Origin of the sequence: Clostridium transplantifaecale (assembly GCF_900626075.1) — a bacterium.
GTDB classification, from domain to species: domain Bacteria; phylum Bacillota; class Clostridia; order Lachnospirales; family Lachnospiraceae; genus Otoolea; species Otoolea transplantifaecalis.
The window spans coordinates 183,721-207,750 of record NZ_UYZY01000004.1; the positions used below are offsets into that span (position 1 = coordinate 183,721).

Genomic DNA, 24,030 nt, shown 5'->3' on the forward strand with positions numbered 1-24,030 from the left:
GCAAATTACCTCCTAATCTACCAGCTTTTTGCCAATCGTGTAATTGAATACAGGACCGTCTAAACAGACATAAGTTTCGTCAATTCTGCAGTGTCCGCATTTACCGATGGCGCAGGACATTTTCCGCTCAAAGGACATCCAGATTTTATCCTCGGGAACCTGGTTATCCAGCAGGCTTTTGGCGGCGAACTTCATCATAATGGGAGGTCCCACTACAAGACATTCATAATTATCACCAAAGGAGTCAAATGGGATATCCTTCACAAATTCGGTGACCATTCCCTTGTTCCAGCCCGGATAGTCTTCATTGTCAAGAGTACGGATAACATGGAAATTCGGGGATGTTTTCCACTGTTCTATCTCATCCGTAAACAGGATGCTCTGAGAATTTTTAAAGCCGAGAATTAAATAGATTTCTTCTGCGTAGCCAGGTTGGGAGTAAAGCTGGCTGATCAGGCTCTTAACCGGTGAAACGCCGGTTCCGCCCGCAATAATCACAACATTTTTACCCTTCAGCTGTTCCGTCGGCCAGCCGTTGCCATAGCATCCTCTGACAAAAATGATGCCGCCCTTTTTTAAACCGAAAAGCTCATCCGTTACCTTTCCGACCTTTCGTATCGTAAAGTCGGCGTATCCGTCGCCAAAGCCACTGATGGAGATAGGGGCCTCACCGATTTTAGGCAGGGACAGCTGCATGAATTGCCCATGCCGGATGGGGAGTTCATTTTCGATCCGGAAGGTCCATTCCGCTTCCGTCTGCTTAAAAATATCTATGATTTTATGTGCCTGTGGTTTTACCGGATTATTAAGCATGGCAAACTTCCTCCTCTTGCTTTATTTCTTCAATTGCCCTTGACAGCTTATTCAGTGTTTCGGGATATCCGATGAGCTGCGGACACCTGGCCGAACACCTTCCGCAGCCTACGCACATCGGGCCTGTATGGAACCGGGCGTCATGTCCATATACTTTATGTAAAATTTTATAGCGGTATTTTTCTGATATTTTGTGTCTGAAACAGGCCCCACCGGCCATGCGGTCAAATCCGTCCACCATACAGGAAGAGCAGGTCCTTCTTCTTTCTCCGGCTTTCCCGTTCTGTGTATAAATAATATCAGTAGTTTCAAAACACGTACAGGTACTGCACGCCACAGTACAGGCCCCGCAGGCGATACATCTGGCGTCGAACTCCTCCCACATCGGATGCTCCTTTAGTTTGTTCGCCATATCGAGAGACTCAATCACCGGAAAATCAACTTTCAGCTTATTTTCCATTGGGAAGGTGATTTCGTAGTCGGCCTCCTCGCATCCTGTAAAATAATCGTCGAAGCTCTCATCTTTTACCTCAATGTAAGCCCCTTCTTCTCCAAAGGAAAAAGCGAGGGAGTGCATGTCTGTGACATTGGAACCCACGCTGCAGCAGAAACAGCCGTCAAATTCTTCCGGACATTCCATCAGAGCAAACTTTACCTTTTCCCTTCTCCTCTGATAGAATGGATCTGTGATACCGCCGTTCTCGCAATAAATCTGGTCCTGAATTTTTACTGCATTAATATCGCAGGCTCTTCCAAAAATGAGCAAATCTCTTGTTTCCTCCAGCTTGCTTTCCCTGAACTCATCGTCGGTAAAATAAAATAATGTCTGTGTAATCGGTGTGATAACCTCTTTCATTGCATAAGTGGATCTTTCGCGGAATTCAATGTCTTCATACCGTTCAATCTCCTTGTAAAGAATAGAATCCTGTCCGGCATATCTTCCTCCGGAAGGAATTCTGACAGGTGCATAAATGGCATATTTTTCTTTCAGGACATCAAAAAATTTATTTATGTCTGCTGTTTTGAGCTGATAGGTTTTTGAGCTTCTCATTTCGTTTACTTCCTTTCCTGTTTTGCCCTGCGGGCTGAAGTGCTGCGGATGGTCAAAATTGAGCTGGTAATAGCAGCTATTCTAAGTCTATTATAGAGCTTGCCCTGCCATTCGTAAAATGCTAAACTTGTTATAAACTCATAGCAGATTATCTATGCATTGCGGGGACATACAAAGGAGAAGAGATTATGACAATCCGTGATTTTGAGATTTTTATCGCAGTGGCCGAGACCGGACAGATGGGAATTGCATCCAGAGAGCTGTATATTACACAGCCGACAGTCAGCCATGCGATTATGCAGATAGAAAAAGAATATCACGTCAAATTATTTGAACGGCTTTCCAAAAAACTTTACATAACGGAAACGGGCCGGGAGTTTCTGGAATATGCCAGACATATTACCACGACCTATCAGGAGCTGGAACAGTTTCTATATCATGCATCCAGCCAGCAGTGCATCCATGTAGGCGCGTCCCTGACCGTGGGCAGCTATTTCCTGAGTGATATCATCACCGGATATGAAGCGGAAAATCCGAATGTGAGTATACGTGTTTATATTGATAATTCTATGAACATCATCCGTAAGATTTCCGAAGGAGTTCTGGATGTCGCCGTGATTGAGGGAAAAGTCAAGACGAAAAATGTGATATTCAAAGATGTATATGAGGATGAAATGGTTCTGATCTGCGGAAAAATGCATCCGTTTGCCGGTATATCTTCTGTAAACCTTACCGATTTGGCAGGTAAAGATTTCGTATTGAGGGAGGAAGGTTCCGGCACAAGGGAATTTTTTACCGATTTGATGGAGGAAAGAGGGATTTCGTTTATAGAAAAATGGATCTGCCACAGTTCGGACTCCATTATTAATATCGTCGCTTCGGGCCAGGGCGTTTCGATTCTTTCGAAGTCACTGCTGAGGCATCATGAGGAGGTCAATCAGATCACGATCAATGATTTTCCACTGAAAAGAAGCTTTAAAATCGTCTACCATAAAGACAAATTCCTGTCTTCCGGGCTGAAAAAACTGATTGCAGATATCGAAAATAAGTTTCACGGCAATGAATGGTAACAATAAGGCACCGGCTGTTTTCAGTTGGGTACGGCCTGTGAGGAGGGACTAAGCCGCCCCAGGGCGTTATAAAATTGTAAGGAAGCCGTTGCCTTTAGATGCTTGAAACCGCCTTCCGAATGCATTATACTGGAAAATGTGCAGAATGAATCATATGGCCGGAGTTCCTTCCGGCTCTGATAAGGAGAGAATTGAATGAATCGTAAAAACATATCAGGAACAAAGCTAAAGTGGACGGCTGCCCTTGTGACAGCCATGCTGCTGGCCGGTTCGGCCCAGACCGTTTTTGCCGGGGACACGGTTTATGTAAACTGTGACGTACTCAGGTGCCGTTCGTCGGAAGAGATTAAAGACAGCAATATTGTAACGAATTTCCATTACGGAGATAAGCTGGAGCGCGTTTCTACGAATGGGGACTGGACCGTGGTTTTGGTAAACGGACAGAAACGCTATGTGGCAACCGCCTATCTGAGCGCCTCACAGCCTGCCGGGAAAGCGTCCGTTCAGAATACATCATCCGCAGGGAACGAAACGGGAGCTTCAGCATCCACTGCATCGGGAACCGAGATCGGCCTGTCGAGCGGATATAAATATGCGGATTTTTCTAAAATTAACAGCGGAAAGGCTATCCTCTATAAGAGCACGGCGGATTCCAGAAAGAATAAGACGGTCTGCGTCAACGCGGGCCACGGAACAAAAGGCGGCGGCAGCGTGAAAACCCTCTGCCATCCGGACGGAACTGCGAAGGTGACGGGCGGCACGACCAGTGCCGGAGCAACCACGGCTGTTGCCGTTTCCAGCGGAATGACATTTGCAGACGGTACGGCGGAGAGCAAGGTGACTCTGGCGATGGCGAAGATCTTAAAAGACCGTCTTCTTGCACAGGGATACGATGTGCTGATGATCCGCGAGTCGGACGATGTACAGCTTGATAATATTGCGAGGACCGTAATTGCCAATAACAATGCGGACTGCCATATTGCCCTGCACTGGGATTCCACCAGCAGCAATAAGGGGTGTTTCTTTATGAGCGTTCCAAACAACGCATCTTACCGGGCCATGGAGCCGGTGGCTTCCCACTGGCAGCAGCACAACAAGCTGGGCGAGGCGCTGATAACGGGTCTGAAGGGTGCAGGAAATAAGATTTTCTCGGGCGGGAGCATGGAGATGGATCTGACACAGACTTCCTTCTCGACGATTCCGAGCATTGATATCGAACTGGGAGACAAGGCATCCAGCCATTCCGCGGATACGCTGAAACAACTGGCGGACGGACTGGTGTCCGGTGTGAATTCATTTTTCGGATTTTAAGTTCTGTTTACGGCAGAGGAGAAGGTGAAAGAGGATGGACTTTCGGAAACTGAGCTATTTTGAGGCGGTGTGCAGGCTGAAGAGCTTTACAAAAGCATCGGAAGAGCTTCATGTAACACAGCCGTCTGTTACGATGGCGGTACACAGCCTGGAAGAGGATATGGGAGTTTTGCTGCTGAACCGGAACCGCGGTACCCTGGTTCCTACCCCGGAAGGGGAGTTCCTGTTTGAAAAGGCAAAACACCTGATTAAAGAACTGGAGAATGTGGAGCTGGAGATGAAAGACTTTATCTCCGAGCGGACCGAGAATCTGAGAATCGGTTATTCGATTCAGATGCGCGCGGCCCTTCAGCCCGTTCTGGAAGAGTTCCAGCAGAAATATAAAGGGATCCATGTGATTGAGAATGAGAGTTCGACGCCCTCGATTGTCACACAGTTAAAAGACGGGATGATCGATCTGGGTATCATCGCCGTGACGGGTGGGATGGTAAAATCTCTGGAAATCCACCCCCTGTTTCAGGGAGAGCTGCGCGTCTGTTTAAGCTGCAGTAATCCCCTCAGCAGCCAGGAGACGCTCACCCTGGATGAATTTGAACGCCAGCCTCTTATCTCCCTTTCGCTGGATGAACCCAAGAACAGCTATATTTTCCGGATTCTGCAGGATACTTTCCCGGAGCGGAAGATTAAAATTAAACCTCAGTTTTCAGCGCTTCTGCTGGACTCTTATTTCCAGCATATCCGGTGCAACGACGGTATTGGACTGACCTATCACGACATCTGGTTCTCGGCCGGGCAATACGAAAAAGAACTGGGAGACAGTTCAACCTACAAGGAGATTTCTTTTAATCCACCGTGCTTTTACACGGTAGCGGCCGTATATTCGAAAGGGAGGAGGCTGTCCGGGGCAGCTAAAACATGTCTGGAGTTTTTAGATGGCTGCCTGCAGGCCCGCATAAATTGATTTTATATTAGAATAAATTATAAATATTGTACAAAAATTCTTGCCAATGCTATATTGAGTTTGGTAAGAATTTTTTTTATTCAAAGGCCGGCCGGCTTAATGAATCGGAGGAGGTAAGAAAATCATAGACTTTTTAGAATACAGCCGCAGGCTGAAAGGATACCATATTGAAAACAGACGGTTTCTGCACAGCCACCCGGAGTTGGGAACGGAGCTGCCGGAGACGGAAGAATACGTCAAAAAGAAACTCCGGGAAATGGGATGCGGATACCGGGAAATTCCCTGCGGAGGCCTTGTGGCGGAAATAGGAAACAGAACAGGAAAAACAATACTTTTGAGGGCCGATATGGATGCGCTGCCGATGGAAGAGCAGAGCGGCTTACCGTTTTCCTCTCTGAACAGGGGAAGGGCGCATACATGCGGACATGACATTCATACCGCATTTTTATTGGGAGCGGCCAGGATGCTGAAGGAGAGGGAAAAGGAACTTTCCGGCACGGTCAAGCTTGTTTTCCAGGCAGGGGAGGAGACGCTAGAAGGCGCACAGGAGATGATCCGGGCCGGGATTCTTGAGAATCCGGCCGTGGACGCGGCGGTTGGAATCCATGTACAGCCGACACTTTTGCCGGGATATCTGAATTATCCCGCAGGAACCTTCCTGGCATCCTCGGACACATTTGAGATAAGAATTCAGGGAAAAGGCGGCCATGGAGGGCAGCCGCATCTGGGAATCGACCCAATCAATGTGGCGGCACATATCATCCTGGCGCTTCAGTCCCTTCAGGTAAAGGAAGTGGCCGCCGACATACCTGTTGTTTTAAATGTCTGTCAGGTTGAAGCGGGAAGCGCAAGTAATATCGTGCCCGACACGGCCAGGCTCTCGGGGACGGTGCGTACCTATGACGATTCCGCATGCCGGAAACTGAAAATAAGGATGCGGCAGATTGTGGAAGGTACGGCGCAGATGTTTGGAGCTGTGGGAGAGCTTATTTTTGCCGAACAGTGTCCATGCACGGTGAATGATCCGGAGCTGGCTGGTTTCTTTTCGGAGAGCCTCAGGCATTTTGGAGCCGGTTTTATTACAGATGGGGATTATAAAATGCAGGTATCGGATGACTTCGGCTTTTATACACAGAAAGTGCCTTCCGTCATGTTTGTCATAGGATGCGGGAACAGTGAGGGAGGACAGGGGCATAACCACAGCCCTTATGTAATTTATAATGAGGAGGTGCTGGTCACGGGGGCCGCTTTGCTTGCGCATTGCGCCTGGGACTGGCTGGAAAAACATTAGAGAAGGATCCTGAAAACAGGATAAGGGGGTAATTTTTATGGTTGCTATTTATGCATTGACAACGGTACTTGTGATTTTCGCCATCGGTGAGTTCTGCTCATCCAGGACGAATGCCATTCTTTCCCAGCCGTTTGTGGCCGCAATTCTCCTGCTGGCATATTTTTGGCTGGGTTTTCCGAAAACACTCGTGACGGATGCCGGTTTAAGTACGCTCGGCTCGGTGGCCAGCGGCGTGCTGATTGCCAGCGTGGGGACGACAATTAATTTGAAAGAATTGGCAAGGCAGTGGAAGACCATTGTGATCAGCGTAGTCTCCGTTTCCGCCGGAGTAATCGGTATTATTATTGTGGGTTCCATGATCATCGGACGTGAGCAGGCGGTAGCGGGAGCACCGATTTTCTCGGGTTCCATTTCTGCAGTCATCATCATGAGTGACTTTTTTAATGCCAGGGGGATGGAGCATTTATCGGCTCTCTGCAGCATGCTTCTGACTGTCCAGACATTCGTTGGTCTGCCGCTTTCCACTATTATGATGCGCAGGGCCGCAGCCGATTTCCTGAAAGACGGCAGGAACCTGACGCTGTACAGTAATTCGGCCGTTTCGGCAGAGGGGGCGAAAAAGAAATTGTTTACCCTGCCGGAATCGCTCAGCACAAGCGTGATTATCCTGGCAAAGCTTGCAATTACGGCATCTGTGGCAAACGTTCTGGCCGGATTTACAAACGGGGTTATCCATTACCTTGTTATGGCCCTGTTTATGGGAATCATATTTACCTGCCTGGGACTTCTGGATGAGAATGCCATGGCGAAGACGGGATGCGCCGGCCTGTTTATGGTTCTTATATTAGCCAGCCTGTTTGAGAATTTTTCCTATATTACGCCACAGGACGTGATTGGAATGCTCCTGCCTATCGTTGTTGTCCTGGGTCTGGGCAGCCTGTTTACCGGGATTGTGGCGATTGTGCTGGCAAAGTTCATGAAAATGAACCCGTACCTTGCTATTGCCCTCGGCCTGACCTGCATGTACGGTTTTCCGACCACGCTCTATATTTCACAGGACGTTGCAAAGGCATACGGTAAGACGGAGGAAGAACACACGGCGCTGAGCAATTATCTGGTGCCGAAGATTGTAACTGCAGGAATTGCCACGGTGACGATTGCCTCTGTCATCATTGCAAGCTATGCGATCAAATTGCTGTAAGGAGTCAATGATATGATACCCTGGGGAATTATAATAGATTGCGGTTCCGTGGCCCTGGGAGGGGCCGCCGGAGCTGCTGCGGGACGCTTTTTTCCAAAGCAGACGTGTGAGTTCCTTTCCAGATTCTTTGGAATTAGCTCCATTGCAATTGGCATTACGCTGATTGGAAAATCTTCCTCCCTTTCTCCGGTCATGCTCTCCCTGATTCTGGGCGGAATCATTGGAGAGACAATGAAACTGGAAGAATTTCTGGGAAAACTGCCTCGAATGGTGAAAAGGAATAAGACAGAGGAGGACAGTGAGTTCAGCGAACGCTTTACAGGAGTGATGATTCTGATTTGTTCGGGAAGTCTCGGCCTGATGGGGGCAATGAGTGAAGGTCTGACGGGGGATTCCTCAGTGCTTATTACAAAAGCTGTTTTGGATTTGTTCGGAGCCGCCATTTTCGCCTCCACGCTGGGAGCCTGTGTGGCTATGATTTCGGTACCGCAGTTTCTGATTTATCTGGCGCTGTTTAGTTTGTCGGGCTTTATCATGCCCTGGGCGACGGAATCCATGATAGCCGATTTCATGGGCTGCGGAGGCGTTATCGCCCTGGTGACGGGAATCAGGGTTGCCGAGATAAAACCAATCAGGGCGGCATCGTTTCTCCCGGCGCTGTTTCTCGTGATGCCGGTATCCGGTGTCTGGACGATGATGATGGGAGCGCTTTGATAAAACTTTAAAGGAGTAAATTAAACAGAGAGCATCGTAAAATGCCTTAAGAAGATTGTCTTCTCCGGCAGGAACGAGGCTCTTTTTCTGATTTTCGTGTTAACAGGGTGTTAAAAATCTTCCGGATTGTATGGAAATTTGTACAAAATGCTTAATTTTGTTGGATTTTACAACTAAATTTCTTTCCAAATGTTATTGCATTTCTCGGCCTAAAGTAACATAATATGGGAAAGCGAAGAAACAAGAGACCTTTTCCGGGAATCCGATTACAGGAAACCGGCGGAGGTTTTTTTTATTTCACAAAAATGAGACTTCCGGTGAAGTAAAAAAACTCTGCTGCAAGAAGGATTCTTTTTGACGCGCTTCAAAAATATTCTCAAAGGGGAGGGATATAAGACGGACACACTTTCAAAGGCCCTGATGGAAGAGCTGAACGCTAAAGTCGCATTTACTATACCCGTATTTGGAGGAATCCCGATTTACGAGTCCGTGGTGGCGACATGGTTTATCATGGCGGTTCTGGTTCTTCTTTCCATCATCTTTGTAAGGAATCTCAAGGTTGAGAATCCCGGGAAGCTTCAGTTGTTCCTGGAAACTTCAATTGGATTCTTAAGAGATTTCTTCCTGGATCTGGTCGGGGAAGAAGGAAAAGGGTACATTCCTTATCTGATTTCAACGGCGCTTTTTATCGGCGTAGCCAACCTGATTGGCATCGCAGGCATCACACCGCCCACGAAGGATTTGAATGTAACTGCCGCACTGGCTGTCATCAGCATCGCGGTAATCGAGTATGCCGGGTTTCATAAGAAAGGCATGAAGGGATTCATGAAGAGTTTTGCAGAACCGGTGGCGTTTATACTGCCAATCAACATTATGGAGATTGCCATCCGTCCCGTGTCTCTGTGCATGCGGCTTTTCGGCAACGTGCTGGGCTCATTCGTAGTAATGGAATTAATTAAGTTGGTGGCCCCGCTCATTGTGCCGATACCGTTCAGTTTTTATTTTGATATTTTTGACGGTCTGATCCAGGCATATGTATTTGTCTTCCTGACCGCCCTGTTTATTAAGGAGCAACTGGACTGATAACAGTCCGGAAAAAGAGTAAAGAAAACAAACAAAAAGGAGAGTATTATTATGTCTACATTAATCGCAATCGGAGCAGCAGTCGCTGTACTTACAGGTATTGGAGCAGGTATTGGTATCGGTATCGCAACTTCTAAAGCAGTGGAAGCCATCGCAAGGCAGCCTGAGGCTGAGAGTAAAATCAGCAAGGCCTTACTTCTTGGATGTGCCCTGGCAGAGGCTACCGCCATTTACGGTTTCGTTATTGCCCTTGTAATTATCTTATTCTTAAAATAAATGTGAAAGGCAGGTGGGAGAAGTGTTACAGTTAAACTGGAGCCTTGTCTTTGAAATCATTAACCTGATTATCCTCTGTCTTCTACTTAAAAAATTTCTGATTAAACCTGTGACTGCCGTAATGGATAAGAGGCAGGCGGAGATTTCCGAGGGGCTTTTAAACGCCAGGAACAGCGAGGCTGAGGCAAATGAGCTTAAGGGCCGTTATGAAGATGCCCTTAAGAATGCCAGAAGCGAGTCCGGACGCATGATTGAAGAAGCGAAAAAGCGTGCACGGGAAGAATCAGATCGGATTCTGAAAGAGGCCGGTGATCAGGCGGCAGACATTATGAGGAAAGCAGAGAAGAATATCGAAAGCGAAAAAGAAAAAACCATGGCTGACCTCCAGTCCCGCATTGCAGAGCTGGCTCTGACCGCAGCCAGAAAAGTGGCCGGGAGTGCGGAACGTGAGTCAGATGACAAGCTTCTGTACGATCAGTTCCTGAATAATGCAGCAATGGATGCGGTGATGAAACCCGAAGGTAATAGCGAAAGCAGGTGAGAAATATGAGACAGACATCCGTTAATTACGCCCGCGTTCTGGCAGACCTGTCTGTTCCGGTGGAAGATTTAAGAGAGGCTGTGAGGCTGCTTAATGAGACACCTGCTTTGAGACGGATTCTGGAAAGCCCATTGGTTTCCCGGGACAAGAAAGAGAGGGTGATTGACCGGATATTTCCGGAGCCTGTCAAAAATTTTCTGAAGGTGGCCTGTCTGCATGAAAAGACAGGACAGATTGAGGAAATTTTGGAATGCTACGAGGAATATTTAAGGCAGCAGGAAGGAATTATGAAAGTCCTGCTTACCTGTGTGACACCTCCTTCCAAAGAGCAGCTTCAGGGAATAGAGAAGTTTCTGTGCAGTAAATATCAGAAAAAAGACGTGATTTTTGAGATTAAAAAGGATCCGTCGCTGCTGGGCGGTTTTGTCCTGAAGGCCGGAGATTATGAATATGATTACAGCCTGGACGGACGGCTTAAGAGGCTTAAACAGCAATTGACGCGGAGGTGAGAAAAGTGAGTTCGATTAATTCAGATGAAATTATTTCCATACTGAAAGAGGAAATAGCAAATTATGACGATATATGCAAGGAGCAGGAGACGGGAACCGTTATCTCCGTGGGCGACGGAATTGCCAGAATCTACGGAATGGATCATGCCATGTACGGCGAGGTCGTAACCTTTGAGTCGGGCCTCAAGGGAATGGTGCAGGATGTCCGCCAGGACAGCATCGGCTGTATCTTGTTCGGCAAGGATACCGAGGTCGGCGAGGGAACCCGTGTTGCAAGAACGGGTAAGAAAGCCGGAATCCCGGTAGGGGATGCCTGTATCGGCCGTGTTATCGACGCCCTGGGAGCTCCGATTGACGGAAAGGGTGAGATAAAGACGGATGACTACCGTCCTGTAGAACAGGAGGCTCCGGGAATTATCGACCGTCAGGCGGTTAACCAGCCCCTGGAGACCGGAATCCTGTCCATCGACTCCATGTTCCCTATAGGAAGGGGACAGAGGGAGCTTATCATCGGCGACCGCCAGACCGGTAAGACATCGATCGCCACCGATACGATCCTGAACCAGAAGGGCAAAGATGTAATCTGTATCTATGTGGCAATCGGACAGAAGGCGTCCACCATTGCAAAGCTGGTATCTACCTTCGAGAAATACGGAGCCATGGATTACACGACGGTTATGGCCTCCACGGCCAGCGACTGTGCGCCGCTCCAGTACATTGCGCCCTATGCGGGGACTGCTCTGGCGGAGTATTTTATGCATAAGGGAAAAGATGTGCTGATTGTATACGACGATCTGTCCAAACATGCTGTGGCATACCGTGCCCTGTCCTTACTGTTAGGACGTTCACCAGGACGTGAGGCATATCCGGGTGACGTATTCTATCTGCATTCCAGGCTGCTGGAGCGTTCCAGCCGTCTGAGCGAGGCTCTGGGCGGAGGTTCCATCACGGCCCTGCCTATCATCGAGACGCAGGCCGGAGATGTGTCGGCCTATATTCCGACCAATGTTATCTCCATTACCGACGGCCAGATCTTCCTGGAGAGTGATCTGTTCTTCGCAGGCATGAGGCCGGCCGTAAACGTCGGGCTTTCCGTATCGCGTGTCGGCGGAGCCGCACAGTTTAAGGCAATGAAGAAGGCGTCAGGAAGTATCCGTATCGATTTGGCCCAGTACCGTGAGATGGAAGTCTTTACCCAGTTCAGTTCTGATCTGGATGCAGCGACGAAGGATCAGCTGCAGTACGGAAAATCTTTGATGGAGCTTTTAAAACAGCCGCTTTACCATCCGCTCAGCCTTCACGAGCAGGTCATCACGCTGTGTGCGGCCACTCACAGGATTTTTATGGATGTGGAAGTGAAAGAGATTAAACCATTCCAGGAGGATATGCTCCGCTACTTTGAGGAGATCCATCCCGAGATTGTAAAAGAAATAGATGAGAAGAAGGAACTGCCGCAGGCGCTGATTGACAGAATCGCAAAAGCGGCGGAGGAATATAAAGCTGACAGAGGCAGGTGATACAGATGGCAAGTATTAAAGAGATCCAGACCAGGATGAAGAGCATCCAGGATACGATGAAGATCACAAACGCCATGTACCTGATATCCTCATCCAAGATGAAAAAGGCGAAAAAGACGCTGACGGATACGGAACCGTATTTCTTCGGCGTGCAGCGCGCAATGGACCGATTGCTCCGCCATCTCCCCGAAACCGAAAAGGAGAACCGGTATCTGGATCAGCGCCCTGAAATTCCGCCGGAAGAACGGAAATTCGGACTGATTGTGGTCACTGCCGATAAGGGATTAAACGGAGCTTACAACCATAACATCATCAAGATGGCCGAGGAGAGGCTGAAGCTTCCGGGACACAGGAAACTGTATGTGCTGGGAGTCGTGGGACGGCAGTATTTCGGCAAGGTGAAGGGCGTGGACATGGATGGCAGTTTCAGGTATACAGTCCAGAAACCGACGATGCACCGGGCCAGACTGATATCCGAGACTATGGTGGACGGCTTCTTAAACAGGGAGCTGGATGAGGTGTTTATCCTGTTTACGGAGATGGTCAACTCGATGAAGGAAGAACCAAGGCTGAAACAGCTGCTTCCTCTCAAAAGGGCTGATTTTGAACCGTCCCAGATGCTGACGGGAGTCATGCAGGAGAATATCAGCCTGTTCCCGTCTGCGGACGAAGTGATGGACAATATGGTGCCGAACTATCTGACCGGCATTATCTACGGCTGCCTGGTGGAGGCATACGCCAGCGAGCATAATGCCCGCATGATGGCGATGCGGTCTTCCACTGATAACGCCAAAGAGATGCTTAAAGATCTGTCGATCCAGTATAACCGGGCCAGACAGGCGGCCATCACCCAGGAAATCACGGAAGTTGTCAGCGGCGCGAATGCGCAAAAAAGAAAGGGATAATTATGGACACAGGCAGAATTATTCAGGTCATGGGACCTGTTGTGGATGTTTCATTTGAAGGCGGTGTTCTGCCCCATTTGAGGGATGCCCTGAAAGTTCAGAACGGGGACAGAACCTGCATCATGGAGGCCGCCCAGCACATGGGAAATAATGTGGTCCGCTGCATTATGCTGGCCGCCAGTGAGGGCCTTCATAAAGATATGGAAGTAATTCCTACAGGACAGGGAATCAGTGTTCCGGTAGGTGATCGTAACCTGGGACGTCTTTTCAACGTCCTGGGGGAGACAATCGACGGAGGAGAAGGGCTGGATGACGAGGAGCACTGGGTAATCCACCGGGATCCGCCGTCATTCGAGGACCAGAGCCCGGTAGTGGAGGTTCTGGAGACGGGAATCAAGGTAATCGATCTTCTGGCGCCCTATGCAAAAGGCGGAAAAATCGGCCTGTTCGGCGGAGCCGGAGTCGGCAAGACGGTTCTGATTCAGGAGCTGATCCAGAATATCGCCACGGAACACGGCGGCTATTCTATATTCACCGGAGTCGGAGAGCGTTCCAGGGAAGGCAACGACCTCTGGGTTGAGATGAAGGAGTCGGGAGTGCTTGAGAAGACGGCTTTGGTATTCGGCCAGATGAACGAGCCGCCGGGAGCCCGTATGAGGGTTGCGGAGACCGGTCTTACGATGGCTGAGTATTTCCGTGACAAAGAGCATCAGGATGTGCTTTTGTTTATTGATAATATTTTCCGTTTCGTGCAGGCGGGCTCCGAGGTTTCGGCTCTGCTCGGCCGTATGCCGTCGGCGGTAGGTTACCAGCCGACGCTTGCTAATGAGATGGGAGAATTGCAGGAGAGAATCGCATCGACGAAGGAAGGTTCTGTAACAAGCGTCCAGGCGGTCTATGTCCCTGCGGACGATTTGACCGACCCGGCGCCGGCCACGACGTTTGCCCATCTGGATGCCACGACGGTACTTTCCAGAAAGATTGTGGAGCAGGGTATCTATCCAGCGGTGGATCCGCTGGAATCCACTTCCCGTATTCTGGAGGCGGAGGTAGTCGGTGAGGAGCATTATGAGACGGCCAGACGTGTCCAGGAGATCCTCCAGAAATATAAAGAGCTTCAGGATATTATTGCTATCCTTGGTATGGAAGAACTTTCCGAGGAAGATAAGATCACAGTTTACAGAGCCAGAAAAGTCCAGAAATTCCTTTCACAGCCGTTCCATGTGGCTGAGACATTTACCGGCGTACCGGGAAAATTTGTGCCGCTGAAGGAGACGATTAAGGGATTCAAGATGATCCTGGACGGTGAGATGGATGAGTATCCGGAAAACGCATTCTTCAACGTTGGTTCTATTGAGGATGTGAAGGCAAAAGCGGAGCAGGAGAAGACGGGAGGGCGGTAAGTATGGAACAGATATCCACATTCGGCCTAGAACTGTATTCCAGCACACAGATGTTTTATAAAGGAAGGGCGCGTTTTATCAACCTTCCGGCAACGGACGGCGGGCATACCTTCCTGCCTCACCATGAGAACGTAATCATTGCCGTTGTACCGGGTACGACGACGATTATCACGGAGAAGGGGGAGGAGATTACGGCCGTCACGGGTTCCGGATTTGCTGAGATGATCAACAACCGTGTCCAGGTTTTTGTCCATTCGGCAGAACATCCCGATGAGATTGATATCAACAGAGCCAGAGAGGCCATGGAGCGCGCCGAAGAGCAGCTGCGCCAGAAGCAGTCCATTGCGGAGTACCACAGAAGTAAGATGGAGCTGGCAAGGGCTATGTCCCGTATCAGCGCCGCCGGGAAACGCAAGTGATAGGCGTTTAAGAAAAAGCAGATATTTTCATATCTGCTTTTTCTTATGGGCGGGTATCGGGGAAGATGCTCAGATAAAAAGGAGCCAGTGTTTCCCCGGCGGCTCTCACAAGCGCCATAAGGGGGAGAAGAATCTTGTCGAGTGTCACTTCGGGAGACTCCTTAATCAGGCTCTTCGCAATTTCCAGGATGTTGTCGGGGAGCAGCAGTTCCCCGGTGCGGCTGGCTCCGGAGGATTGGAGGATTTCATAGACGGTGTCCACAAAGGCCTCGCGTTCCTGGGGAGAGAGGGAGGTGATCCATTTCTTCAACGTCTGATCTACCAGGCAGCTCTTCTGTGTGACTTCTCTCAGCCGGACAAAACTGCCGTCTTTTATTTCCCAGGAATAGGGATCGTGCTGCATCAGTCCTTTTCGGTTGCTTAAGACAACCGTATAACATTCTTCATGTCCAAGGAGCATTCCGATTACTGAGGACTGGGGGACAAAAGTGTGGATGAGGGGCAGAATATCGCGATAGCCGGAGGTGGAGAGTACCGCCTGGCTGAACCCCGGACCGTCATAGTTGTACACGGCCTTTAAACGGTCCATAATGCCGGGCGAGGCACATGCGGCTGCAAATACGGCGAGATTGCCGCCCTTAGAATGGCCGCCCGCCCACAGGGAACCGGAGACGCGGGCCGCCATGTGGGACAGGTAATTGCAGGCCTCCCACTGGCCCGGCACAGTATCGAGAAAACCCAGGTTGAAATCTTCCTTCCAGCCTATGAGCGTTCCGTCGGTGCCGCGAAATGTGACAAAGGCGTCTTTCCCCATCAGAACGGTGACTGCGGAAAACTGCATTTCCAAATCCGGCGATTTAATATCCCTGAAACCGGTCAGCCGGAGACCGGAAAATCGGGGACTGTGCCCCATGGCTTCGAGTAACTGCTGATTTTCCAGGGAGCGGACCCGTGCAAGGCGTTCTCTCTCCGGCAGCGAAGAGATGGTTTTTGCAACTTCTTTTACAGACGGGGCCTGATCGGGATTGTCTGGTATCAGGCCGTCGAGGTGAATGTACGACATCGCAGAAAAAACAAGGCCGTCCACGGCGGACAATGGAGATACGTCCAATGTCTGGCTGCCCTGGGCGGCGATATAGTCTATTAAACCGGGCATAATAATCCCTTTTTCTTTTAATATATGTTGCAGGTTGGTCTTCGGTTAACCCGAGGCCGTTATAAAACCTTCTTGGCATCCTTCAGGAACGAAGCAATAATCAGGACAATAATCACCGCAATAGGAAAGGCGGCGATGATTGAGACCGTCTGCAGGTTTGCCATGGAATTATCACTGAATACCAGGGCGATCGGCAGCAGAATCAGCATGATGGACCAGAACACTTTGATACCCATGTAAGGTTCTTCATCATTGTCCAGCTCCTTGTAGGAATAAGACGAGGCAACCAGGGCAATGGCATCGAAACTGGTTGCATAAAAGGCGATCATCGTGAGCGCCAGGAGAATCAGCACCAACGGAGCAAGGGGCAGGGTTTGGACAATGGCGATGATCGTCGTGTAGAGATCTCCTGTAGAGGCATAGAGACCCATCACATCCAGTTTGCCGAAGACCTGCAGGCCAAGGCTGTAATTGCCGAGGATGATAAAACTGGTGAAGGTGCCGCCGAGGCCGAATATATAACCGCCCAGAATCGTCTGTTTCACGGTGCGTCCTTTAGAGATATTGCCGATGAAAAACGGAGCGGCAACACACCACACCATCCAGTAAGCCCAGTAGAAAATGGTCCATGTCTGGGGGAAGGAGGTGGTTCTCTGGGGATCGGTAAAGGTGGACAGGCTGAAGAAATTCTGCACCAGGTTTCCAATGGAAGAAAAACCGGTCTCAATAATGTATCTTGTCTCGCCCCCGAAGAGCAGGACATAGGCAAGCAGGGCGAAGAACAGGTAAACACAGGATGCGGCGAGCTTCATAATCCCGTGCATTCCCCGGACCACGCAGAAGGTATAAATAATGCAGGTGACGACCAGAATGGCAATCGTGATCCACTTTGAGCTTGGGAGACCCAGCAGGCTGGATGCGATCTGGCTCATCAGCGGAGTCGCCAGACTGAATGTGGTGGCTGTGCCGGCCATCAGCGCGAATACCGCGATAAGGTCAATGATTTTTCCGGGAATCCCGTCTGTTTTACTGCCGAGAAGAGGACGGCAGGCCTCGGAAAACTTCTGCTTGTGGCAACCGCGGACATGCAGCATGAAACCAAAGGATACGGCCAGGACAACGTAAAAACTCCACGGTATCGGACCCCAGTGGAACAGCGGATATGTACCGGACCATTCCTGGATGGAACCCATCTCGGCCATATGGGGATCCTGTGCATAGAGAATCCACTCACAGAGTGAGTAAAAAAGAATATCGGCCGCCAGTCCGGAGGTAAACATCATGGAACCCCAGGCAAAATTCGAGTACTTCGGCTTCTCATCCTTCTTTCCGAGACGGATGCCGCCGTATTTGGAAAAGGCCAGGTAGAGGGAGAGGAGAAAAACTCCAAGTCCTACGGCCAGGTAATAGGTACCCAGCTCCTCGCCCAGAAAGGTACGGATCCCTTCAATAATCCTTTTGGAAGAATCCGGCAGGAACACAAAGCTGATGCAGAGGAACAGGATGATAATAAAAGGAATTATCATTGTGATCCAGTCCAGCTGCCGTTTTACATTTTTATTAGTGGTGTCATTCATAGCTGCCTCCTTGGTGTTCAATTTTTACAATTTATATTAAATAATGAACACATTATATCATTGAACTTTTAGAATTACAAGAGGTATTCTGAGAAAATATGATATCATGATGGGGATTTAGTTGAGATGCGAGGACGCCTCTGTAAGATGGCGGACGGGGTGGTGGGAGGGTGTGTATGAGTCTTCAGTCCCGGTTGGTAGGGCGTGGTGAGGGGGAATCCAGGAGAAAAAATTCCTGCGGGGACTCGCTCCCGCTTGTGGAATGCGCAGCGGATGCTAGCTTCGTGTAAGACCTCAGCAAGCACCGGCGGATTCCAAGGTCCCCTTCGGAAAGTTTTCTCCTTACTTCCCCGGGCAGGTTGTCGACGGGACTGAAGACTCAGCGAAGCGTGTTGCCCCGTCCGCCGGCTTCAGGGGCTGATTGTCTCTTTCGTCAAGTGTGGTGGTGGTATTGTCGCGGCCACGATATAATCGTAACTATTTTACATTCTGATGATATCCTGGGATGCATAAAAAGAGGCTCAGAATAAACACTCTAAGATTCTAAGTTTACATGGTTTCATAGTGAACAGGATGTAGTTTTCAGGCATCCGGGGAAACGTAGTGGCAGCGGCAAGCGTCTCCCCCATTGAAGAAAGAGGACAAATCAGCCGCCACGATAACCTGACGCCCGGGACGAAAGACTCATCGATCCCCCTCACCACCCCGGTCCCCGACCTGACGGCGGCGTCCTCATTTCTCAATTAAATCCCTATTTACGGATGAAAGACTGATATGTTATACTAAAAAACAACAGGCACAGAACGGAAGAGGGCGGCCGCAATTTGTGGCACATAACACAGAAAGGAGAGCGGCATCTGCCGCAAGGAGTGATAATGACAGAACGCCATACGAGAATACTTGATATAGTCAGTGAAGAGAAAAAAGTGGAGGTAAACCGCTTGTCGGAACTCCTGGGCGTTTCACAGGTGACGATCCGCAAGGATCTGGATATGCTGGAGGAGAGAGGGCTTCTTTCACGTGAGCACGGCTATGCGGTCATGAAGAATGTCGATGACATCAACAACAGAATGGCGGTTCGCTATGACACGAAACTGAAAATTGCAAAAGAGGCGGCAAAAAGCGTCGTGAATGGTGAGACGATTATGATCGAATCCGGTTCCAGCTGTGCCCTCCTGGCGGAGCAGCTGGCTGCGGATAAGAAGGATGTGACGATTATCACCAATTCCGCATTTATAGCCAATTATATAAGAGAAATATCCGTAGGGAGAGTCATCCTGCTGGGGGGAGAGTACCAGAAGGAGTCCCAGGTCATGGTCGGCCCTCTCGTCAGGAAGTGTGCCGGAGAATTTTACGTAGATAAGCTGTTCGTGGGAACGGATGGTTTTGTGCCGGAGATCGGGTTTACCGGCGGTGATATGATGAGGACCGAGGCCATGAAGAGCATGGCCCAGTCGGCAAAGAAAGTAATTGTAGTCACGGATTCCAGTAAGTTCTGTAAACAGGGCGTGGTTGTACAGTTCAAGCTTTCCGAGGTACACAGCATCTATACGGACAGCGGGCTTTCAAGGGAGGCGAAGGAACTGCTGGAAGAGCAGGGACTGAAAGTGTGCCTGGCGGGTGAGTGATATAATAAGTGAGTAATTTAATAAGTGAGTAATTTAATAAGCGAGTAATTTAATAAGTGAGTAGTATAATAAATGGATAATATAATAAGCAGATAATATAATAATTAAATAATACGATAAAAAAGAGTAAGCGTCTTATCCAATGAAGGGATAAGGCGTTTACTCTTTTATGAACTGCCAGTTACATGGAAACATTCAGCCCGGCATCTTTAAATACGTTGAAATACTCCGTTAAATCCTCCGGGTGCAGGGCTTTTACGTCTTTCAGTTCATACGGGACCTGAAGATCCTCGTACTTTTTCTCGCCAAACTGGTGGAATGGAAGCAGATTTACCGTATCTACCCTGTGGGCCTTGAGAAGTTTTACAAATTCCCTCGCATCATGCAGGCTGTCGTTGATATGCGGGATGACCGGGATACGGGCAATAACCGGAACTTTCATCGCGATGGCAAAATCCAGGTTTTCCAGGATGGACTGGTTGGAGACGCCGGTGTATTTGATATGTTCCCTGTCACTGTGGTGCTTGATATCCAGCAGAAGCAAATCCGTCCCCGCAATCACCTTTGAGAAGACAAGGGGTGTTGCGAACGCCGTGGTTTCCAGGGCGGTGTGGATCTTCTGTTCCCTGCATTTCTTTAGAAGTTCGGCAGCAAAAGCAGACTGCATCAGAACCTCTCCGCCTGAGAGTGTGACGCCGCCGCCGGATTCCTGGTAAAAATCCATGTCTTTTACTACTTCTTTCATCACCTCATCCACTTCCATCATATTGCCGACGAAAGTCAATGCCCTTCCGGGACATTGGGTAATGCAGCTTTTACACCCGGTACAGTGCTCCGGGTCAAATACCAGATTGTTGTTTTTAAAGCTCATACAGCCTGCGGGGCACTTGATCTCGCACAGATGGCCGTACAGACATTTCTTTTTGTCCCAGAGTATCTGAGTGGGGCGCTGCTGCGACTCAGGGTTCGAACACCAGGGACATCTTAAGGGACATCCTTTGAAAAAAACGACCGTCCTGATTCCCGGACCGTCATGGATACTGAATTTCTGGATATTAAAGATATTCGCCTTCATATTAGTAAGCTCCTGCTACTCTTAACAGCTAATGTACGTATTGAAGAAAAACAACTATTGCATACTATAGCACAACCAAATTCAAAAGTAAATAAGTTTCAAATGAAAATATAATATTGACAAAACGAAATGAAAAGCGTAAACTGAAATCATAAAAAAGAAAAAAAATCGGCAAAATGTCCATGCAGGATTGAGTAAGGCTGTTTTTATAGGCAAAGTGCCTGAATGAAAGCGAGCGCAGTGAAACGGCTTCTTTCATATGAAGAAAAAACAGCAGAAAAAAATAATTTAAAAAGAGATGTTAAATTTACATAGTGCGGTTTTGAGGAGGATATGACCATGGAAAACAATCATTTTGGAAAGCTGACAAAGCGTATGTATGATTTCAGAGAGGAACTTCTCGACGCAAGGCCCTATGTTTGCGCGGAACGTGCAGTTCTGACGACGGAGAGTTACCGGCGGCATGCGGATAAACCGGTTGTCCTGAAGAGGGCTTATATGCTGCAGAACATTCTGGAGCATATGACGGTTTTTATCGAACCGCAGACGCTGATTGCAGGGAACCAGGCATCCGCGAACCGTTCCGCCCCCATCTTTCCCGAATATGCGATGGACTGGGTGATTGATGAACTGGATCAATTTGAGAAGAGGGACGGGGATGTCTTTTACATCACGGAGAAGACAAAGAAAGAGCTTAGGGAACTGGCTCCATACTGGGAACATAACACGACAAAGGATAAGGGCCTTGCGGCAATGCCGGAGCAGAGCCGGATCTTCTACGACCTTGGAATTATCAAGGCGGAAGGAAATATCACTTCGGGTGACGCCCATCTTGCAGTGGAGTATGAGAAGGTGCTGAAACTTGGTTTGAAAGATTATGAAAAACGAACCCGGGAGGCGATGAAGAGTCTTGAGCTGACCGAGATGGAGAATCTGAAGAAGTTCTATTTTTATCAGGCCATTTTAATTGTCATAGACGCCGTCAGGAATTTTGCCGCACGCTATGCGAAGCTCGCCCTCTCACAGGCCGGGGCGCTGGAGAACGAAGGAGAGCAAAGGAGAGCCGGAGAGCTTAGGGAGATGGCGCGTATCCTCTCCAAAGTGCCCTATGAACCGGCGGATACATTTGCCGAGGCAATTCAGTCCATGTGGCTCGTCCATCTGGTGCTCCAGATTGAGTCCAACGGCCATTCCCTTTCCTACGGAAGAATGGATCAGTACCTGAACCCATTTTACCAGAGGGATCTTGAAAGCGGCAGGGTGACGGAAGAATCAGCCTGCGAGCTGATGACAAATCTATGGCTTAAAACATTTACAATCAATAAGATCAGAAGCTGGTCCCACACCCAGTTCAGCGCAGGAAGCCCGCTCTACCAGAATGTGACGGTCGGAGGGCAGACAGCCGATAAAAAAGACGCGGTCAATCCGATGACTTATCTGATTCTTCGGAGTGTAGCCCAGACGAGGCTGCCCCAGCCGAACCTGACCGTGCGCTACCATGCCGGCCTGAGTGAGGAATTCATGGGAGAATGCATTGAAGTGGTGCGCCTGGGTTTTGGAATGCCCGCCTTTAACAACGATGAGATTATTATTCCATCATTTATTGAAAAGGGGGTAAAGGAGGAGGACGCTTATAATTACAGCGCCATCGGCTGTGTTGAGACGGCGGTTCCGGGAAAATGGGGATACCGCTGTACGGGAATGAGTTTCCTTAATTTCCCCAAATCACTTCTGATTGCACTGAACGACGGAGTAGATCCGGAGTCGGGAGTGAAGCTGTGCGAGGGGGCAGGCCATTTCAGGGATATGACATGTTACGGGGACGTGGAGCGGGCCTGGGATAAGATTATCAGGATCTTCACAAAACACAGTGTCATTATCGAAACCTGCTGTGATATGGTTCTGGAAGAAACCGTACCCGACGTGCTCTGCTCTTCCCTGGTGGAAGACTGCATCGGCAGAGGAAAGACCCTGAAGGAAGGCGGCGCCGTTTATGACTTTATCAGCGGCCTTCAGGTGGGGATTGCTAATATGGCGGACTCCCTTGCCGCTGTTAAGAAATGTGTGTTTGAAGATAAATGTTTTACGGCCGGGGAACTGTGGGACGCCCTGATGAACAACTTTGAGGGGGAGAAGGGAAACTGGATCAGAAACCAGCTCCTGGCGGCCCCGAAGTACGGCAATGACGAGGATTATGTGGATTCCCTGATCCGCAGCGCCTATGACGTCTATATTGACGAAATTAAAAAATACCACAACACCCGCTACGGCAGAGGCCCTGTGGGCGGTGTCTACTATGCGGGAACCTCCTCCATATCGGCCAACGTGGGCCAGGGTATGGGGACGTTAGCCACACCGGACGGAAGGAAGGCCAGGGAACCGCTGGCGGAAGGCTGTTCCCCGAGCCATGGGATGGACCGGAAAGGACCGACGGCCGTCTTTAAGACCGTTGCCAAACTGCCCACAAAAGAGATTACCGGAGGAGTTCTGTTAAACCAGAAGGTGACGCCGCAGCTCCTCTCAAAACCGGAAGACAGGATGAAGCTCACGATGCTGCTGCGGACATTTTTCAACCGCCTCCACGGCTATCACGTCCAGTACAATGTTGTATCAAGGGAGACACTTAAAGCGGCGCAGAAAAATCCGGAAGAGTACCGCGACCTGATCGTCCGCGTTGCCGGGTATTCGGCATTCTTTAATGCATTGTCACGTCAGACGCAGGATGATATTATAGAGAGGACGGAGCAAAGTCTGTAAGGAACGGATGCAGCGGGCAAAAGCACAATTAAAGCGGAGGATACAAAAATTATGGAATTTTTATTTGACACAGCCAACATAGAGGACATCAGAAAATACAGCGCCATCTATCCGATCACGGGCGTTACCAGCAATCCTTCCATCATTAAAAAGGAGGGTAAAATCGACTTTTACAGCCATTTCAGGGAAATCAGGTCACTGATCGGCATGGAACGCTCCCTGCATATCCAGCTTACGGCGCCGGATGAGGCGACGATGATGAGGGAGGCCGACGCCGTACTGAACCGGGTGGATGACCGGGTATTCATCAAAGTTCCCACGAATGAGACGGGATTGAAGGTGATGAGGGCTCTTAAAAATGAAAAGGCCGGAGTCACCGCTACGGCCGTGTACTCGAAAATCCAGGGTTATCTCGCGCTGGAGGCAGGGGCCGATTTCATAGCGCCATACTATAACCGCATGGAAAATCTGGATATCGACTCCTTTGATACCATCGCGTCTCTGGCAGAACAGATTAGAAATTACGGCTATAAGACGAAAATACTGGCGGCCAGTTTTAAAAATATTGCACAGGTAAACGCGGCTTTCGCGGCCGGCGCCCAGACGGCGACGCTGCCTCCGGAGCTTCTGCATGAGGCGATGGGAATGGCGGCTATCGGAAAGGCCGTGGATGATTTCCATAATGACTGGGAGAGTGTGTTTGGGAACCGGGATCTGACACAGCTGTAAAAATGTGCCGCCGTCCGAAGTGATGCGTTTTTAAACATGGGAC

23 protein-coding genes are annotated in these 24,030 nt (G+C 49.4%); 18 read left to right on the plus strand and 5 right to left on the minus strand.

What is annotated here, in order from left to right; all coding sequences use genetic code 11:
- Positions 1 to 12: 12 nt before the first annotated feature.
- Together asrB and asrA are read right to left on the minus strand one after the other, a co-directional pair.
- Positions 13 to 813, minus strand: coding sequence for an anaerobic sulfite reductase subunit AsrB (gene asrB / locus EJL91_RS15810; RefSeq protein ID WP_125142934.1), 801 nt, complete (start codon positions 811 to 813; stop codon positions 13 to 15).
- On the minus strand, positions 806 to 1,864 hold the full coding sequence (gene asrA, locus EJL91_RS15815) for an anaerobic sulfite reductase subunit AsrA (protein ID WP_125142935.1): 1,059 nt from the start codon (positions 1,862 to 1,864) through the stop codon (positions 806 to 808). The genes asrB and asrA overlap by 8 nt, the downstream gene beginning before the upstream one ends.
- A 188-nt stretch (positions 1,865 to 2,052) precedes the next feature.
- Here asrA and EJL91_RS15820 point away from each other — a divergent pair, with 188 nt between their 5' ends.
- From EJL91_RS15820 to atpC, 14 genes are all read left to right on the plus strand, one after another.
- Entirely contained in the window at positions 2,053 to 2,934 is an 882-nt protein-coding gene (locus EJL91_RS15820; RefSeq protein ID WP_125142936.1) for a LysR family transcriptional regulator, read from the plus strand.
- 195 nt (positions 2,935 to 3,129) lie between these two features.
- A complete protein-coding gene (locus EJL91_RS15825) occupies positions 3,130 to 4,245 on the plus strand; it encodes an N-acetylmuramoyl-L-alanine amidase (protein ID WP_125142937.1) in 1,116 nt (371 codons plus the stop codon).
- Between the two features lie 34 nt (positions 4,246 to 4,279).
- Positions 4,280 to 5,206, plus strand: coding sequence for a LysR family transcriptional regulator (locus EJL91_RS15830; protein ID WP_125142938.1), 927 nt, complete (start codon positions 4,280 to 4,282; stop codon positions 5,204 to 5,206).
- Between the two features lie 166 nt (positions 5,207 to 5,372).
- Complete coding sequence (locus EJL91_RS15835; RefSeq protein WP_279230049.1) at positions 5,373 to 6,497, plus strand: M20 metallopeptidase family protein; 1,125 nt, start codon at positions 5,373 to 5,375, stop codon at positions 6,495 to 6,497.
- A gap of 37 nt (positions 6,498 to 6,534) precedes the next feature.
- Positions 6,535 to 7,698, plus strand: a complete 1,164-nt coding sequence (locus EJL91_RS15840; protein WP_125142940.1) for a hypothetical protein — start codon at positions 6,535 to 6,537, stop codon at positions 7,696 to 7,698.
- 12 nt (positions 7,699 to 7,710) lie between these two features.
- Positions 7,711 to 8,412, plus strand: a complete 702-nt coding sequence (locus tag EJL91_RS15845) for a DUF554 domain-containing protein (RefSeq protein ID WP_125142941.1) — start codon at positions 7,711 to 7,713, stop codon at positions 8,410 to 8,412.
- Positions 8,413 to 8,832: 420 nt separating this feature from the next.
- The gene (locus EJL91_RS15850; RefSeq protein WP_125143224.1) at positions 8,833 to 9,495 is read left to right on the plus strand and encodes a F0F1 ATP synthase subunit A; all 663 of its coding nucleotides are present in this window, start codon (positions 8,833 to 8,835) and stop codon (positions 9,493 to 9,495) included.
- A gap of 51 nt (positions 9,496 to 9,546) precedes the next feature.
- On the plus strand, positions 9,547 to 9,771 hold the full coding sequence (gene atpE / locus EJL91_RS15855; protein ID WP_003497424.1) for an ATP synthase F0 subunit C: 225 nt from the start codon (positions 9,547 to 9,549) through the stop codon (positions 9,769 to 9,771).
- A gap of 22 nt (positions 9,772 to 9,793) precedes the next feature.
- Positions 9,794 to 10,312: a F0F1 ATP synthase subunit B gene (gene atpF / locus EJL91_RS15860; protein ID WP_243125399.1), complete on the plus strand. Its 519-nt coding sequence runs from the start codon at positions 9,794 to 9,796 to the stop codon at positions 10,310 to 10,312.
- Between the two features lie 5 nt (positions 10,313 to 10,317).
- Positions 10,318 to 10,821 (plus strand): ATP synthase F1 subunit delta, encoded by a 504-nt coding sequence (atpH, locus tag EJL91_RS15865; protein ID WP_125142943.1) that lies wholly within the window; start codon positions 10,318 to 10,320, stop codon positions 10,819 to 10,821.
- Positions 10,818 to 12,338 carry a F0F1 ATP synthase subunit alpha gene (gene atpA, locus EJL91_RS15870; RefSeq protein ID WP_125142944.1) on the plus strand — a complete coding sequence of 507 codons (1,521 nt, stop codon included), beginning with the start codon at positions 10,818 to 10,820 and terminating at the stop codon, positions 12,336 to 12,338. Before atpH ends, atpA begins: the two co-directional genes overlap by 4 nt.
- 5 nt (positions 12,339 to 12,343) lie before the next feature.
- Positions 12,344 to 13,243 carry an ATP synthase F1 subunit gamma gene (gene atpG, locus EJL91_RS15875; RefSeq protein WP_125142945.1) on the plus strand — a complete coding sequence of 300 codons (900 nt, stop codon included), beginning with the start codon at positions 12,344 to 12,346 and terminating at the stop codon, positions 13,241 to 13,243.
- A 2-nt stretch (positions 13,244 to 13,245) separates the two neighbouring features.
- Positions 13,246 to 14,646 (plus strand): F0F1 ATP synthase subunit beta, encoded by a 1,401-nt coding sequence (gene atpD / locus EJL91_RS15880; protein ID WP_125142946.1) that lies wholly within the window; start codon positions 13,246 to 13,248, stop codon positions 14,644 to 14,646.
- A gap of 2 nt (positions 14,647 to 14,648) precedes the next feature.
- Entirely contained in the window at positions 14,649 to 15,065 is a 417-nt protein-coding gene (gene atpC / locus EJL91_RS15885; protein ID WP_125142947.1) for an ATP synthase F1 subunit epsilon, read from the plus strand.
- A 43-nt stretch (positions 15,066 to 15,108) separates the two neighbouring features.
- Here the strand turns inward: atpC and EJL91_RS15890 are convergent, their stop codons facing one another.
- Together EJL91_RS15890 and EJL91_RS15895 are read right to left on the minus strand one after the other, a co-directional pair.
- The gene (locus tag EJL91_RS15890) at positions 15,109 to 16,221 is read right to left on the minus strand and encodes an Mbeg1-like protein (protein ID WP_125142948.1); all 1,113 of its coding nucleotides are present in this window, start codon (positions 16,219 to 16,221) and stop codon (positions 15,109 to 15,111) included.
- 59 nt (positions 16,222 to 16,280) lie between these two features.
- Entirely contained in the window at positions 16,281 to 17,798 is a 1,518-nt protein-coding gene (locus EJL91_RS15895; protein ID WP_125142949.1) for a BCCT family transporter, read from the minus strand.
- A gap of 603 nt (positions 17,799 to 18,401) precedes the next feature.
- On the opposite strand from EJL91_RS15895, the gene EJL91_RS24620 reads away from it, so the two are divergent.
- Both EJL91_RS24620 and EJL91_RS15900 read left to right on the plus strand, forming a co-directional pair.
- Positions 18,402 to 18,545 (plus strand): hypothetical protein, encoded by a 144-nt coding sequence (locus EJL91_RS24620; RefSeq protein WP_164516863.1) that lies wholly within the window; start codon positions 18,402 to 18,404, stop codon positions 18,543 to 18,545.
- 128 nt (positions 18,546 to 18,673) lie between these two features.
- Entirely contained in the window at positions 18,674 to 19,426 is a 753-nt protein-coding gene (locus EJL91_RS15900; RefSeq protein WP_125142950.1) for a DeoR/GlpR family DNA-binding transcription regulator, read from the plus strand.
- 181 nt (positions 19,427 to 19,607) lie between these two features.
- Here EJL91_RS15900 and EJL91_RS15905 read toward each other — a convergent pair whose 3' ends face one another.
- A complete protein-coding gene (locus EJL91_RS15905) occupies positions 19,608 to 20,501 on the minus strand; it encodes a glycyl-radical enzyme activating protein (protein WP_125142951.1) in 894 nt (297 codons plus the stop codon).
- A 339-nt stretch (positions 20,502 to 20,840) separates the two neighbouring features.
- Between EJL91_RS15905 and EJL91_RS15915 the strand changes: the two genes are divergently transcribed.
- Both EJL91_RS15915 and EJL91_RS15920 read left to right on the plus strand, forming a co-directional pair.
- Positions 20,841 to 23,258, plus strand: coding sequence for a glycyl radical protein (locus EJL91_RS15915; protein WP_125142953.1), 2,418 nt, complete (start codon positions 20,841 to 20,843; stop codon positions 23,256 to 23,258).
- Positions 23,259 to 23,309: 51 nt separating this feature from the next.
- Positions 23,310 to 23,987 carry a fructose-6-phosphate aldolase gene (locus tag EJL91_RS15920; protein ID WP_125142954.1) on the plus strand — a complete coding sequence of 226 codons (678 nt, stop codon included), beginning with the start codon at positions 23,310 to 23,312 and terminating at the stop codon, positions 23,985 to 23,987.
- Positions 23,988 to 24,030 lie beyond the last annotated feature (43 nt).